The 16,448-nt window shown below is 36.1% G+C and carries 10 protein-coding genes; 8 read left to right on the top strand and 2 right to left on the bottom strand.

The window, feature by feature from the left end; all coding sequences use genetic code 11:
• Positions 1-187: 187 nt before the first annotated feature.
• A complete protein-coding gene (locus tag E4T88_RS01495) occupies positions 188-991 on the bottom strand; it encodes a LytR/AlgR family response regulator transcription factor (RefSeq protein ID WP_228093663.1) in 804 nt (267 codons plus the stop codon).
• A gap of 40 nt (positions 992-1,031) precedes the next feature.
• Positions 1,032-1,853, bottom strand: coding sequence for a LiaF transmembrane domain-containing protein (locus E4T88_RS01490; protein WP_135103722.1), 822 nt, complete (start codon positions 1,851-1,853; stop codon positions 1,032-1,034).
• 280 nt (positions 1,854-2,133) lie between these two features.
• On the opposite strand from E4T88_RS01490, the gene eco reads away from it, so the two are divergent.
• From eco to E4T88_RS01450, 8 genes are all read left to right on the top strand, one after another.
• Complete coding sequence (gene eco, locus E4T88_RS01485; RefSeq protein ID WP_228093661.1) at positions 2,134-2,628, top strand: serine protease inhibitor ecotin; 495 nt, start codon at positions 2,134-2,136, stop codon at positions 2,626-2,628.
• Positions 2,629-2,801: 173 nt separating this feature from the next.
• Entirely contained in the window at positions 2,802-4,073 is a 1,272-nt protein-coding gene (gene serS / locus E4T88_RS01480) for a serine--tRNA ligase (protein WP_135103721.1), read from the top strand.
• A gap of 99 nt (positions 4,074-4,172) precedes the next feature.
• On the top strand, positions 4,173-4,691 hold the full coding sequence (locus tag E4T88_RS01475) for an SPOR domain-containing protein (protein ID WP_135103720.1): 519 nt from the start codon (positions 4,173-4,175) through the stop codon (positions 4,689-4,691).
• A gap of 167 nt (positions 4,692-4,858) precedes the next feature.
• Positions 4,859-5,659, top strand: a complete 801-nt coding sequence (locus E4T88_RS17935; RefSeq protein ID WP_228093659.1) for a hypothetical protein — start codon at positions 4,859-4,861, stop codon at positions 5,657-5,659.
• 24 nt (positions 5,660-5,683) lie between these two features.
• Complete coding sequence (locus E4T88_RS01465; protein WP_135103719.1) at positions 5,684-6,442, top strand: MBL fold metallo-hydrolase; 759 nt, start codon at positions 5,684-5,686, stop codon at positions 6,440-6,442.
• Positions 6,443-6,984: 542 nt separating this feature from the next.
• A complete protein-coding gene (locus E4T88_RS01460; RefSeq protein WP_135103718.1) occupies positions 6,985-10,998 on the top strand; it encodes a hybrid sensor histidine kinase/response regulator transcription factor in 4,014 nt (1,337 codons plus the stop codon).
• A gap of 448 nt (positions 10,999-11,446) precedes the next feature.
• Positions 11,447-14,671, top strand: coding sequence for a SusC/RagA family TonB-linked outer membrane protein (locus E4T88_RS01455; RefSeq protein WP_135103717.1), 3,225 nt, complete (start codon positions 11,447-11,449; stop codon positions 14,669-14,671).
• Positions 14,672-14,705: 34 nt separating this feature from the next.
• Complete coding sequence (locus tag E4T88_RS01450) at positions 14,706-16,331, top strand: RagB/SusD family nutrient uptake outer membrane protein (RefSeq protein WP_135103716.1); 1,626 nt, start codon at positions 14,706-14,708, stop codon at positions 16,329-16,331.
• Positions 16,332-16,448: the final 117 nt, after the last annotated feature.

Genomic DNA, 16,448 nt, shown 5'->3' with positions numbered 1-16,448 from the left:
TTTATATTTAGTTCCCGTAAGATGCATTTTCGTGGTGCAAAGATAGGAACTTAGAGACAAAAAATACAGTCCTTTATGATTTTTGTTTGGGGTTTTGTTTTATGATCAAAAACTCCGCTTTACTCTTTTTACTCTGTGGTAAAAAAAGAAGCGGAGATTACTTTCATTAAAATTGAAACTCTTAACCTTACAAACCGAGCGTTTGCTTTAAGAGCCTATACCCATTCATACTAATCCTCACCTGTGAACCATCTTTGAGCTTTAGCAATTGACTTTGTTTATTATACAATTCTATTTGCGCTATAAAATCGACATTCACGATACTGGAGCGATGTACACGCACAAATTTAGTAGAAGGCAAGAGGCTTTCGAAAGACTTCATCGTTTGCTCTTTGAGAAATTTACCTTTATCCGAGTATATCATTACATAATCTCCCTCTGCCTGTATATAAATTATATTGGAGACAGGGATTACCTCTATTCTTTGCCCATTTTTTACAGCGACACGCTCCAATTCTTCATTTGGTTTTATTTCTTCTGTCACGTGATTCTCTATATTATCATCTTCTGCAATAGGAAACTCATCCGTATTTTCATCTGAACTCTGTACATTAGACTTATATATATTATTGTAAAAAAGTATTGCAGACACATATACCAGCAAGCTTAAAACAATCCGAGTTGTAGAGATCGGCAACAAGCCAATCCATTCCTCTTGAGGGAAAAGTGTATACAGAGCCAAAAGATCTGCTCCCAACCAGAAAAACACAAATAATATAGCCAATGCCGTATAATTAACAACCTGTTGCTTAAAAGGCAAAGTAGCAAAGCGAGTATATTTTACAATCTCATACAATAAAAATAAAAGTATAGACAAAACAATCCCCGAGACACAAGCGTCAGCCCACAATACAGGCAAGGGAACCATCGCCAAAGGCTTCATACAGCCATATATAATAGCAGTAGTCAGCAATGCTATAAAAATGTACATTATGATTATCAAGCGACTCTTCATCCTAACGGCTATCTGTTTAATTTCGGATTTCTATATTGCCAAATATACTATTTGCCTCCATTATAACCCGTGCGCCATTTTCATTCTCCAAAGATTCGTCTTTATACAAACGTCGGTCTTGGAAAGCACCTAAAACAGTAGAACTATCCACCTTTAATGTCCATTCTGACGGGATATATACAACCAAGCTGCCAAATATCGCATTCAACTCTAAGTATGCTATATTTTCACCCAACTGAGCCTTACGCAAATCTAAGATCAACTCCCCGAAAATTACATTTGCTTCTCCTCCTTTAAAGTTTTGAGATAATATGATCTGCTCAGAGCCTCCGAAAATCATATTCTTTTCGAAAAAATCGGATTTATTATGTATTGCCTGAGCAGACTCGTGCCACTCATCAGTCTCTGCATTATAGACTTTATTCCATCGCTCACCTTTTTTATTATCAGAAGATCTCAACCAGTTTAATACTAAAACAGTACCCACTGTTATCGGTATTATTGGCCAGTATGTTCTGAAATCGATATCAAGATCAATGAAAATAGTGGGAAATGCAGAACTCAATTTGGGATAGATAAAAAATAATCCAAAACCAATTGCCAAAAGTCCCTGCCCTAGTTTTCGTTTTACAACAAGAGACCATACCCCAATTCCGATCAATAACATCTGCCACGATATAAATATTGGTCTTAATACATCGGGAAGAATTCCCATATTAAAGAATAAGAAAAAGCCTCCGACTAGAATTAGCAAAACGGCAAAACCGATACCGTCTTTATTTGATTTATCTCTTCTAGCTCTTTTAAAAAAATGTCTATCTTCTAAATTTCGTCTCATAATAAACTTATTTAATGTTATGATGTAAAATTAATCCGACCGGCATATATAAACAAGTAATAATCGATGAACGAATTCTATTTCCCGACAAACGAAAGATAAAAACTTGCAAACAAAAGAATCGAATATGAACCTTTACTACAAGCACTTGTTATATTCGAATATAAAAGTAAAGATTTAACACCAAACAAGTATCTTAAACCTTTATCTTTTTACTTAGTCATAATAATTGCAAAACAATATTAGAAACAAATTAAATATAAACAATTAAAACAATAACATGATGAAACGAACTACACTCGCAGCATTAACACTGCTTATGATGAGTCTGTGCTTATCTTTTGCTTCGGTAGCAAATGCACAAAGCAAACAAGAAAGAGCCAAAATACTAGAACCCTATCCGGCAGCAAAAGAAGGAATGGTGAGACATGTGATTTATCTAAGCAAAAAGTCGGATGAATCTAAATTCAAGATAGAAATAGTTCCCGGAAAAGTAATGAGCGTGGATTGCAATGTGCATACCCTGATGGGTAAATTGGAAGAGAAAGATTTACAGGGATGGGGATATACTTATTACGAATTCACATCGGATGGAAAAACAGCCTCTACAATGATGGCATGTAATAAGCCGAACGAAAACAGATTTGTATCAAGTCAATCTCTGATTGTTAGATACAATAGCAAACTACCTATAGTGGTATATGCTCCGAAAGGTTATGAGATTAAATATCGAGTTTGGAAAGCCGGCAAAGACCAAAACTCTGAAATAAAATAAGATTGTTGATAATCGTCAAAACAGAGAGACAAGTCGATTTCGGCCTGTCTCTTTTTTATAAAGGTCGTTATCGTCTTTTGTTACTTCCTAAAACAAATAAAACTTGTATAGGTATATAAATAACATTTTCTTAAAATATTTATAACTTTGCAACATAAACAAAAATCAGACTTATGTTGACGCTGAAAACAATTAGTGAGAATCCTGAGCTAGTGATTAAAAAGCTGGCTAAAAAACATTTCGATGGAAAAGAAATAATCGAAAAGGTATTGGAAATAGACCAGACAAGAAAGAGAACACAAACCTCTTTAGATTCTTGTTTGTCAGAATCCAATAATCTATCGAAACACATAGGACAACTAATGAAAGAAGGCAATAAGGCCGAAGCTGAGATTGCAAAAAACAGGGTAGCTGAAATAAAAGGACAAAGTAAAGTTCTCGAAGATACACTTCGCCAAGCAGAACAAGATCTGCAAGAATTGCTTGTTCTTATCCCTAACCTTCCATCGGACGAAGTACCTGAAGGAAGAGTAGCCGAAGACAATGTTGTTGAAAAAACCGGAGGTATCATACCTGAACTGGGAGAAGATGCGCTTCCACATTGGGACTTGGCTAAAAAATATGATCTTATCGATTTCGAACTTGGCGTAAAGATTACAGGAGCGGGATTTCCGGTATATAAAGGGAAAGGAGCACGCTTACAACGTGCATTAATAAACTATTTCCTTGACAAAGCTCGTGAATCCGGATATCTGGAAGTACAGCCACCTTATGTAGTAAATGCTGCTTCGGGTTATGGTACAGGTCAGTTGCCGGATAAGGAAGGACAAATGTATCATGCTACGTTGGATGATTTGTATCTGATACCTACAGCCGAAGTTCCTGTAACAAATATATATCGGGACGTTATTCTCGAAGAAAAAGACCTGCCGATTATGAATACGGCATATTCTGCTTGTTTCCGTCGCGAAGCAGGTTCGTACGGGAAAGATGTTCGTGGATTGAATCGTTTACACCAGTTCGACAAAGTTGAAATTGTTCGTATCGACAAACCTGAGCACTCTTACGACTCTTTGAAGGAAATGGTTGCGCATGTTCAGTCACTCGTTGATGAGCTTGAATTGCCTTGGCGCATACTTCGTCTATGTGGAGGGGATATGAGTTTCACTTCTGCCCTTACATTTGACTTTGAGGTATTCTCGGCAGCACAAAAACGTTGGCTCGAAGTAAGCTCGGTATCCAATTTCGAAAGCTATCAGGCAAACCGTCTGAAATGTCGCTATCGGGATGCAGACAAAAAGATACAGCTGGCTCATACTCTGAACGGCAGCGCATTAGCTTTACCCCGCATTGTTGCAGCATTGTTAGAAAACAATCAGACCGATGCAGGTATTCGCATACCGAAAGTATTGGTGCCATATACTGGTTTTGAATTTATTAATTAAAGTGAAAATCATACTATTTGCCACAAAAAAGCGTTATACTAAATGGTAATGTATTATTTTTGCGTCAAATGCTAAATCTAACATATTAAAATAAAGGATATGAATAAAAAATTAATTGGAATTGGATTAGCTCTGGCTTTCCTTATTGCATTTGGGTCTTGTAAACCTAAACAAAGTGCATATAAGTCGGTATATGAAGCTGCGAAAGAAAGAGAAATGGAAGAGAACTCAGTATCTTCAACTCCTGTTTCGAAACCAGCGACTACGACTCCTAGCTACAGTAGCGAAACCGTTAGAAAAGAAAAAGTTACCCCGGTATACGAAAGTGATGCTAATGGGTTGAAAGCTTACAGTGTAGTTGTTGCTGCAATGGCAATGAAACCGGGAGCTGAATCTTTGAAAGAAAGATTTGGAAACGACGGTTACAATATAATATTGGTTCGCAACGATCAGGGAATGTACCGTGTAATTATAGCAAGTTACGACTCAAAGGAACAAGCTGTAGCTAAAAAGAATGAAATCCTCGAAAAATACCATGCAATGGGAGATGTATCTGCTCTAAAAAGCAAATACGGAATTCCATTCAACGATTGGTGGATATTACAGCGAGAATATTAAACGAACATAAAAGGAGAGCCTAACTGCTCTCCTTTTTTTATGTCCATAGCTAAAGCAAATGCCATCTAAACACCTTTACTTTTAACTTTTAGTGTATTAATTAAACGTCTTTTTTTATATCTTTGCATAGTAATATCGATATCGTTTTACTAAACAAACATCTAAGAATGAAGATAATCTACACAACTTTACTACTATCAATTATTATGTTTGTATCCTCTTGTGGATCACAGGAAAAATCTATTGCTAAATTTTATCGGGAGGCAAACAATCAGATGAAAGGAGAAAGCTTCTTAATCGAAGAAAGCAAAAATACTTCGGGTAAAGAAACGAAAAGCAGTAGCGAATCAATAAACTATACGGCTGAATCGGCTTATATGGCTCAGGTAAAAGCTACCTATGAACATTATAAAGTAAATCATGATGATTCGGAGTATGCAAATGGAGATGTATATCTGGAAGCTGCAAAACGCAGACAGGCTCTTATCGATCAATGTCCTGATTGTCCGAAAAAGACCTCTGTTGTAGTACCAATAACATCACCCGCTAATTCTCAATCGCAAGCAGGACAAACAAGCGAGACATCGGTTGGAGAACCTGAAAGCTCAGTTTTTTTTGCGCACTTACTCGATACAGACAAGAAAATACTCAAAACGGAAGAATTATCTTACTTAAATAAAGAAGATAAAGCAAAGCTTAAAAAATATAGTGTAGTAATAGCTTCACTAACGAATAAATATAACGGATCAGAGCACCTAAAAAAAACGTTAGGGGCGAAAGAGTCTTTAATCGTAGTAAAAAACACTTCCGGTATATATTATGTTATTATCGGAACGTATGACTCGGAACAAGAAGCTTTGAATAAAATAAAGACTGTGGAAGAACAGTATAATGCAAGAAAGTCTTCTGCACAATTATTGAAAACATACAGAATACCATTAACAGATTTATGGATTCTACGAAAATAATGTAAACAAAGATATTTGATAAGGATGAAGATAAAGTTCTTAGGAACAGGAACATCCACAGGAGTCCCTGAAATTGGCTGCAAATGTGAGGTATGCACCTCTAATAACATAAAAGACAGACGCCTGCGAGCGTCTGTTTTATTGAATATAGGTGATAAGCGAATTCTTATCGATTGTGGTCCTGATTTCCGGGAGCAAATTATTCATGAGGAATTTTCGCACATTCATGGAGTACTACTCACTCACGAACATTATGATCATGTGGGCGGATTAGATGATTTACGTCCTTTCTGTAGATTCGACGATGTAGATATATACTCAAACGCCATTACCTTAGATGCACTAAAAAGAAGAATCCCCTACTCTTTCAGGGAGCACCGCTACCCCGGAGTTCCCACGTTCAGGCTTCACGAAGTTAGTCATGAAGCGTCTTTTTGTATAGGGGATATTGAGATACAACCTATAAAAATCATGCACCACATGCTGCCTATTTTAGGTTACCGAATCAACAACTTCGCTTATCTCACTGATGTAAAGCATATACCTGAAGAAGAATATTATAAATTAAAAAAATTGGATACCTTAGTTATTAGTTCTCTACGTATCGACAAGCATATATCTCATTTAAATCTAATAGAAGCTTTGGAAGAGATAAAGAAAATATCTCCTAAAAAAGCTTATCTGACACACATGTCTCACCAAATGGGATTACATGATAAGGTACAGGCCATATTGCCGCCAAATGTATACTTGTCGTACGACGGGCTTGAAATCAATATATAATACAAGGTTATACAACGAATATTAATAGTATCATAGACCCCGTTAGATTTATTTTTATTCTTGAACAGAATATTACTTAACGAGGACATTAAAAATACACAAGGATATATCGATATATATATATTAAAAACTTTTTATTTGACAGTCATCTATTTTAAAGATTTTATTATATTTAGAAAATATTTAGGCCTAACGTGTAAAATAAATACTGAAGAAAAACATTGGAATTATTTATATCAGTAATGCATGCACAATCAAATGAATACCGAGTTAATATTACTACAATACAATTAAAGAGTTTTATGTCAACCGTTTTTATATTCAGAATATTATAAAAGTTTAAATCTCGAACGATTTAACTATATTTTTACAATATTATCTCTTATTTTTGTAAAATTAAATGCTCTAAATTCTTTGTTCTTCAAATACTCTGTTAGGCTATATAAATATAAGATAATTTAGTTCCTCTAACTCATGAAGAAACATATTCATGGATACCTTGTTATTCGTGTAATGCACTAAAACCACCATACAATTCGAGAATGAAACAATCAACCACCTTATTTCTTATTTGCTGGTTATCTGTATTTTCAATTCTGAGTTCATATGCTGCATATGGGGCTCACAGAGTCGGAAACCTTGACCTGTCAAATAACGCTGTATTATGTATGTACCAAGATCAAAATGGATATATGTGGTTTGGTACATATGATGGCCTTAATCTATACAATGGAAAAAACCTTTATGTGTATCGGTTCGAACTAGACAACGAATATTCACTTTGCAGCAATATCATACATAAAATTTCGCAAGCAGATGCTGACCATCTGTGGATATCCACATTTCTTGGACTTAACAGATTCTCGTTAAAAGACAGGCGAGTAACAGAGTCGCATCCCGAATGTCCCGAAGCAAAGCTGTTAGCCGCAGACAGTCAGGGAAATACATGGGTTATATGCAAACGAGGATATATTTCCTATTATTCATCATCTTCCGACTTGAAAAGGTTCCAAGATATTCATCTCCCTGAGGCTGACACTGAAAGTATAAAAGATATCTTCTTTACTAAGAATGATAAACTTTATTTGATTACAAACAATGGGAAACTTCTGAATATTGAATATTCTAAGAAGCAAGATTCGGATATAAAACTAAAAACTCATGAAATAACAATGCATGATAAAAATATAGATTATGCATCTTATGAGAACAATAAGATTTACTTCGTTGATAAAGATCAAAAGCTGTACCTATATGACATAATTGCTTCAAAAAAAATAGTATTATCAGATATATCGCAACTCACAGCCAAAAATGGGGGTATAGCAAGAATAACATCGTTCAAATATGACGTATATATCGCGTTCAAAAACAATGGCGTAGTAAAATTGAATATAGAAGACAACTATAGGCCGGAAGTTATAACCAGCGGGATCGGTGTTTTTTGCTTATTAAAGGATAATAAACAAGATATACTATGGCTTGGAACAGATGGCAAAGGTGTAGAAATGTTCTATCAGAATCACGATATGTTTGGGAATATACTGCTCGAACATTTACCATTCGACAGCCAAAAACCTGTTCGTTCGATATATACTGACGAACACAACAATCTTTGGGTAGGTACAAAAGGTGACGGTATTTTTTTGATTAAGAATTACGATAAGTTGAATAATGTAAAAATCCCATCATCGGAAATAATCCATTACACAACAACCGAAGGGCTAGTCAGCAACCTTGTATTCTGTTTTTTACGAAGCAAGAAGAAAGACATAATCTGGTTAGGGACAGAAGGCCCGGGACTTTCTTATTATTCATACAAAGACAATAAAATAAAGACAGCGATAAATAAGACTCCGAACACAATAGGTAAAGTTCATTCAATATGTGAAGTGAATGATTCCACATTATGGATGGCCACAGCCGGAAATGGCTTATTGGAGGTTGTTGTTGACAATCAGGCTCCAACAGTTGAAGTTAAATCGATAAATGCCTTCTTTCCGAAGAAAAACGATAAGACATGCAACGAGTTCCATTCTATGACTTATGACGGAAAATCAACATTATTTATAGGGAATAGAGGTGGTTATGGAGTAACTCGGTTTAACATCACGAACAAACAATACGAATTTATTCCGATCAATAAAGCGGAAAGTACTGCTATTGGTGATGTCTTAAGCGTTTATCAGAGTAAAGACTCTGTATTTTATTTCGGAGCTAGCTCAGGCCTAACTCAAATGCAGTTTTTTAAAAACGGAAATCATACAATCAAGCAATTTGACAGAAAAAGTGGCATTATAAATGATATGATACACGGAATACTGGAAGATAAAGAAGGCTGCATATGGCTAAGTACAAATAAAGGACTGGCTAAGTATAATCCGCATAACGACTTTTTCCACAACTATACATTTCCTGATCTAAAAGTTTTTGAGTTTTCTGATGATGCCTACTGGCATTGCCCATATACAGGGCGACTTTTCTTTGGTGGCATAAACGGACTCACATGGCTAGAGCCCGGATATAGTTTTGAGAATAGCTATAGACCTGATCTTTATTTCTTTGGATTAAAAATATCAGGAGAAGATCGTCCCTTGTCAAATTACATTAACAACAGCACTAAATATCTCGAAATCCCTGCTAATGTTGCAGCTTTTACACTCTCATTTATAGCGGTAGACTATATCGATGGAGAAAACTACGAATATTCTTATATGCTGGAAGACTACAACAATGAATGGACAGATTTACAAAAGTCAAATGAGATAACATTCACCAATCTGCCTTCGGGAGAGTATGTTTTGAAAGTTAGATATAAGAACGATGTGTTCAATTCCGATGAAAGATTCTACACCCTCCATATCAAGAAATTACCTCCTTGGTATTTCACCACATGGGCAATAGTTGGATATGCATGCTTATTCTTACTTGTTTGCGCATATATCATTTATATGATTCGCAAAAAAATAATAAACAAGCAAATACAACTAGCGAATAAAATAGAAGAAGAACAAAAAGAGAAGTTGATAGAAGCTAAACTAGACTTCTTTACAAATGTTACTCATGAGTTTTGTACTCCGCTAACTCTTATAAATGGGGTGACTGATCGTATAGAGAAAACCCCAAATATGGATAATAACTTCCATAAGTATATCGAGATTTTACGTAACAATGTCGATAATCTGAACGAGCTTATCCAAGAAATACTCGATTTCAGAAAATTAGAAGAATCCAAATACAACCTCCATATAATAAAGAATGCTCCTGTTGCCGAACAAATAAGGAAACAGTCTGAGTCATTCTTTTCTATTGCCGAGCAAAATAAAATACGATTCAACCTGCAAGTCTCGGATAAGCTACTTTGGAATACAGATATAATATGTTTCAATAGAATATACACCAACCTTGTATCCAATGCATTTAAATACACAAAAGAAGGTGGAGAAGTCAAAGTTACCTTAATGACAGATAACGATACCTTAACCCTAAAAGTATACAACACTGGGAAGGGAATTGAGGCTTCTAAAATTCCGATTATATTTGACCGCTATAGCATCCTTGAAGAAATAGGGAGTGACAACCAATACTCTCGTACATCGTCACGGAATGGAATAGGGCTGTCTATTTGCCAAAGCCTTGTTGAACTATTACAAGGAAGCATAAAAGTAGAAAGTGAAGTAAATAAATATGCAGAATTTATTGTGGAGCTACCTCAACTGGAACTAAAAGAAGTACCTGTTGCTACTCTTCAAGAATCGGTAAATGTTCTACCGGATGACAACTCAGGCAAGAGTTCTAAACCAATAATACTCGTTGTAGATGACAATGAGGATATAATATGGCTCATTAATGATATTTTATCAGACGAATATATTATCAAAGGAGCTAACAATGCAAACGAAGCGCTTAAACAAATAGAAAGCCAAATGCCGGAACTGATCATCACTGATATCATGATGCCTGAAGTGAGCGGTCTGGAACTGATAAACCAAATAAAATCGGACAAAATAACCAGACACATTCCTTTGGTTATCATTTCAGCAAAGATTAGTGACGCAGATCAATCTGAAGGACTAGATGTTGGGGCAGATGCATATCTTACAAAACCATTTTCCCCACTCTTTTTACGCTCTGTGATAAATCGTCTCCTAAATACGAAGAAGAAACTAAAAGACTATTACTATTCACCCGAAAGTGCACTTGAATATTCGGATGGACAAGTAATACATCAGGAAGATAAAGAGTTTATGGAGTCCGTTATTTCGATAATAGACAGTAATATCGAAGAGGAGAATCTTAGACCGGAGTTAATAGCAGAAAAGCTTGGTACAAATACACGAAATCTGTACAGAAGATTCAAGAAAATTACATCACTTACACCGAGTGATTTTATAAAAGATTATAGATTTACTTGTGCTGCGAAATTATTAATCACAACAAACCTCACCATTCAAGAAATTATATATAAGGTGGGGATAAATAACAAATCCTACTTCTATAGAGAGTTCTCAAAAAAATACAATATGACCCCTAAGGAATATAGGCAGCAAAAATAACAAGACAGACTGAATAGTATCCTAAAAAACCAAAAAGGTATCCTCGTTTACACCGTGTAAATAAGGATACCTTTTTCAGCTTTTAAGATAAAGAAATAAACATACATAAATATTAACATTGCATGTTCCTTATTGGAATAAACATTAAAATAGCTCAGAGGAATTCTTAGAGACATTATACAAAATAAGAATTGCCCATGGAAAACAGAAAGACATAAAACATCAATTATCAACCTAGAAATTTTAAAGACTTACAGATAGGTAAAAGGTTTATAAAACAACTTTCAGGTATATCAAGACAAAGGAAAATACATTACACTCCCTATAATATTAACCTCTAAAACCTAGAATTTATGTAACATTCATTAAAACCAACTCATTTTAAATTCAAAACAGAGACGAATGTCTCAAATAACTAATTACAAGTTAACTTAATAAAAATCATATTATGAGAAAAAAATCTGCAAGTAATACTTCTAAAAGTTACTACAAGGATTATGTCAGAAAGGCACTTTTTCTATTTCTTTCTCTCATGATCTTTCAGTACTCATCTGCTTCAGCTCCTGCAGCCGTAAAGGATGCAAATGAAAGCAAAAGCATTGAACAGAGTAACATCACTGTGAAAGGCACAATAAAAGATGAAACCGGCGAGCCATTAAGCGGCGTAAGCATTGTTGTCAAAGGTACTACAACAGGAACAATATCTGATTTGGACGGTGCATATACTATTACTGCTCCAAATTCTAATTCGACTCTTGTATTTTCTTTTATAGGATTCCATACACAACAAATAGTTGTTGGTGGAAAAACCAGCATCGACGTGGTATTAGTAGAAGATGCTAAAGCCTTGGAAGAAGTAGTAGTAGTAGGTTACGGTACAATGCGTAAATCGGATGTAACCGGATCTATATCTACTGCTAAAGGTAGCGATATCGTAAAAAATCAATCATTTAATGCCCTTGAAGGATTAAAAGGTAAAGCTGCCGGTGTAAACATTTTCTCTAATACCGGACAACCCGGAGGAGAAGTACGTGTTATCATCCGCGGTATCTCTACCATTAATGCTTCTGCTAGTCCATTATATGTAGTTGACGGAGTGGTTATGTCAAACTTCCAATATCTTAATCCAAATGACATTGAGTCTATCGAAGTATTGAAAGATGCATCTTCAGCCGCTATTTATGGTGCACGTGGAGCAAATGGTGTTATCCTAGTAACAACTAAACGTGGTGGCAATACAGGAAAACGTGCTCGTATTTCTTACGATGGTTCACTATCCGTTAGCACAATGTCCAGATATATGGATGTTATGAATTCTAGCGAATGGATGGCTGCATTTAAGCAAGGTTTGGAAAATGCCAATGCTTGGCAAGGTAAAAACTTCACTACAGACCTTTCTCAAATCTTCACAGACACACGCTTGTTCAATTCGGACGGTACTCCTATATATGATACAGATTGGCAGAAAGAAGCAAGCAGAACAGCTTTTTCACACAATCATCAGTTAAGTATTCAACGTGGAGACGAAAACTCTTCTGTAGGTGCATTCTTAAACTATACCGACCAACAAGGTATCATGCGTAATTCTTATTTCAAACGTTTGAATGCAAAATTAGCTTATGACGATAAACCAACTACATGGTTGTCAACAGGGATCAATTTATTAGTGAACCATACTTGGGGTAACAGAACTTCGGACAACCCATACGGTCAAGGAGCTTTACGTACAATGATAGAACAGTTACCATTCTTGCCAGTTGAGTTGGATGGAGTATATACTCAAACCAATATCATTAAAACAAACTCTATTCTCAATGATAAAAATAATCCTGACAGTGGAAAGCAAGGATTTAGCCCTGAAGGTGTTGGTAACCCGGTTGAGTTGCTTGAGCGCATCCAAGCTATGCAATACAAAACGCAAATATTTGGTAATGCAGCTTTAACTTTCCATCTTGCAAAAGGTCTTGATTTAAAAACACAGCTTGGTATTGACTATCAGAACAACCGTAATACCAATTACACACCGTTCACTCCACGTCCACTAATCAATCAAAGTTCTACAGGTTCTGCTTCTGCAAACAACTCTAATACATTGTATTGGCAAGAAGAAACATACCTGACTTACAATAAGACATTAGGAAAGCATTATATCAATGCGATGGCAGGTATGTCGTGGCAAGAACGTAACTATACATATTTTAGTGCTTCAGGAAGTAAGTTCTCGGATGACTTTTATGGTTACTACAACTTAGGTAAAGGTGAAGATCGCCCTTCAGTAGGTAACGATCACGATAAATGGACAATGAACTCTTACTTCGTACGTGGTGCATACTCTTATGACAATAAGTATATGGCTACTGTTACAGGTCGTTACGATGGAGCTTCTAAATTCGGGGAAAACAATAAATATGCTTTCTTCCCGTCAATCGGTTTGGGATGGATGGCTTCTAATGAAAATTTCTTGAAAGACAATCAGATCATAAGTAAACTGAAACCGCATGCATCATTTGGTGTAACAGGTAACTCTGAAATAGGTACCTATGCATCATTAGCTACTATCGGACAATCAACTACTATTATAGGTAACGGCTTGCAAACTGTATCTTATATGAGCAGAATGCCTAATCCGGATCTGAAATGGGAAAAAACGAATCAGTTAGATTTTGGTATTGATCTTGGTTTGTTCAACAACAGACTGAACTTAGAAGCATCATATTACCACAAATACACTACCGACCTATTGCTTAGTCGCCCTATACCTTTATCAACAGGATACTCTTCTATTACAACAAACGTAGGAGAAGTTTCTAACCGTGGTTTGGACTTATTGATCAATGCATACCCGATTGACACTCGTGACTTCCAATGGAATACAACTCTAAACGTGAACTACAATAAAAACCGTGTAGAAAAACTAGACCCAAGTTCGTCTGTGGATCCGATTACAGGCAAACGCCAAATCCTTCTTGATGGTTTTGTTGGTTATGACATGTTAATCCGCGAAGGTGAAGAACTTTCTACTTTCTACGGTTACAAACGTGCCGGTATCTATGATGGAGTTCCTTCTAACTGGGATGCTGAAACAATGAATATACCTTCAACTATTGGTGAAAAAGTTACATATAAACAACGTCAGATTCTTGGTAATGGTTTACCTGATTGGACCGGATCATTCATCAATACATTCAGATATAAAGGATTTGACCTAACATTAGATCTACAATTCCAATGGGGTGTGGATGTTATGCAAGAGTTCTTCCACTCTACAGAGGCTCGTTTCTTAACTAGTGGTCTTACTCGTCTTTACAAAGATGCATGGCACCCAACGCTGAATCCTACAGGTACAGCACAAGCTATTCGCTTGAACAACTTTGGTCAAGGTGCAAACAATCAAGCTGACGATACTTGGGTTGCTGATGGTTCTTACCTACGCGTAAACCTAATCCAATTTGGTTATACATTCAATCCTAAAATTATCAACAAAGTGGGTCTTTCTTCATTACGCTTATATGCTAGTGTGAACAACGCTTTCCTACTTACATCATCTGACTATTTAGGATATGATCCTGACAACTCTTCTCGTTTAGGTGACAACAAGTGGGGAACCAACCGCCAGTTCTTTACATATCCACGTCCAAGAACATTCACGTTTGGTCTTAATGTAGCATTCTAATTTATAGTAATAAAAACAATAAATTCATAATCATATGAAATTGCATAAAATATACATATCCATCTTTTGCATGATTACATTATCATTAGTAATGAGTTCATGTGATGGCTTCTTGAAAGAAGAGCCGCTGGATGAAAAAACTGCAGGTCAGTTCTGGAAAACAGAATCTGATGCTAAAACAGCTGTAAATGCACTTTACTTCGGTGGAGTTCCATATTTGAATAATATTGATGTTGACGGTGGTTGGACACCTAAAGCCACTATGTGGGGCGGTATCATGTCCGGCTTGTTTGTTGACAAACGTAAAGATAGAACGTTTACGACTGCTTCCGAAGGAGGTAACTTTAATATTGAAGCATTCGATGCTACAGCAAGAAAGCTTTGGTCTGAGTTCTATATTGGTATTTCGCGTGCAAACTTTGTTATTGCCAATATTCCGACAATGACTAACGTATTAAGTGAAGCGCAAATCAATAACTTTGTTGCACAAGGTAAGTTCTTCAGAGCATACGCTTATTATTATCTGGTAAAAGAATTTGGTGATGTTCCTTATGTAGACAAGCCTTATACATCTTTGGATGGTATATATGTAGAACGTACTCCTGCTGTAGATGTATACAAACACATCGAAGAAGATTTGCTTAGCATTATCTCCGGAGATGTATTAGCAAACAAAGCATTTTATGCTAATAGTTGTTATGTAACTAAACCAATGGCACAAACGCTTCTAGCTCAAGTATACTTACAATGGGCAGGTGCTCCTCTCAATGGCGGAAACGAATATTATACTAAAGCAGCTAACATGGCCCTTGAAGTTGTGAATGGTGGACAACACGCTCTTATACAACCAGAAGGAAGTAGTGATGACCTTAATTCTGCTTACAACGTCATTAAAACAACAAAATCTTCGAATGAAATTATCTATGCCAAAGAATACAACCAAACCAGTTACAATGTAGGTAACTCTTATGCTTGTCGTTCAATCGGAACAGATGCTTTCCAATGGGGTATTTTCAAACCGGGTGGAGACGTTTTGTATAATGCATACTTGCCTTGCGATATGTTGATCAATAGTTATGCCCCTGGTGATATCCGCGGACATGAAAAACAATTTTTCTTCAAAGAATATACTTACAAGATAGGTGAAAATACTATAACAAGTACATTAAATAATGTTGGAAACTGGGCTTGGCTTGATGAAAATGCTCTAAAAACAGGTAAAGATGGCGACTACAACATGCCTACATTCCGTTATGCTGAAGTATTGTTAATTGCGGCTGAAGGTCTTGCACGTACAGGAAAAGAAGGTGAGGCTAGAACTTATCTTAACCAAGTACGTAAACGTGCCGGATTAGCAGATGAAACTGCTGCTGGCGATGCGTTGATACAGTCTATCTTAACTGAGCGTTTCCATGAATTCCCATTAGAGTTCAAGATATGGGATGATATTCGTCGTACTCGTTTGTACCCGGAAGCTGATGGTAACCAATCAGGTAAGCTAAAATGGGTAGCACTTGCAACGGCAAAAATCCAAAACAAACCTGACGGAAGTACTAAAGTTGGCGCAATTCCTGAATATGCTCTATTATGGCCTATTCCATTAAGTGAAATGCAAGCTAACCCTTCCCTGCAAGGACATCAGAATCCAGGATGGAATTAAAATAAAGATTCTTACAAATAGTGAATCTTATTTGAAACCTATATAAAATTAATAACCTGCAATTCCCATTGCAATAAAGGAATTGCAGGTTGTTTAACTATAAATTACGAAAACAAG

It is taken from the genome of Dysgonomonas mossii, assembly GCF_004569505.1.
Classification (GTDB): domain Bacteria; phylum Bacteroidota; class Bacteroidia; order Bacteroidales; family Dysgonomonadaceae; genus Dysgonomonas.
The sequence above is the reverse complement of the archived record's forward strand: the minus strand, read 5'-3'. Positions and strand labels throughout refer to the sequence as shown.

Coding starts and splice junctions, on each gene's coding strand:
- E4T88_RS01495 (WP_228093663.1), bottom strand. CDS start 991: ATGTACATTTTTATAGCATTGCTGACTACTGCTATTATATATGGCTGT.
- E4T88_RS01490 (WP_135103722.1), bottom strand. CDS start 1,853: ATGAGACGAAATTTAGAAGATAGACATTTTTTTAAAAGAGCTAGAAGA.
- eco (WP_228093661.1), top strand. CDS start 2,134: ATGATGAAACGAACTACACTCGCAGCATTAACACTGCTTATGATGAGT.
- serS (WP_135103721.1), top strand. CDS start 2,802: ATGTTGACGCTGAAAACAATTAGTGAGAATCCTGAGCTAGTGATTAAA.
- E4T88_RS01475 (WP_135103720.1), top strand. CDS start 4,173: ATGAATAAAAAATTAATTGGAATTGGATTAGCTCTGGCTTTCCTTATT.
- E4T88_RS17935 (WP_228093659.1), top strand. CDS start 4,859: ATGAAGATAATCTACACAACTTTACTACTATCAATTATTATGTTTGTA.
- E4T88_RS01465 (WP_135103719.1), top strand. CDS start 5,684: ATGAAGATAAAGTTCTTAGGAACAGGAACATCCACAGGAGTCCCTGAA.
- E4T88_RS01460 (WP_135103718.1), top strand. CDS start 6,985: ATGAAACAATCAACCACCTTATTTCTTATTTGCTGGTTATCTGTATTT.
- E4T88_RS01455 (WP_135103717.1), top strand. CDS start 11,447: ATGAGAAAAAAATCTGCAAGTAATACTTCTAAAAGTTACTACAAGGAT.
- E4T88_RS01450 (WP_135103716.1), top strand. CDS start 14,706: ATGAAATTGCATAAAATATACATATCCATCTTTTGCATGATTACATTA.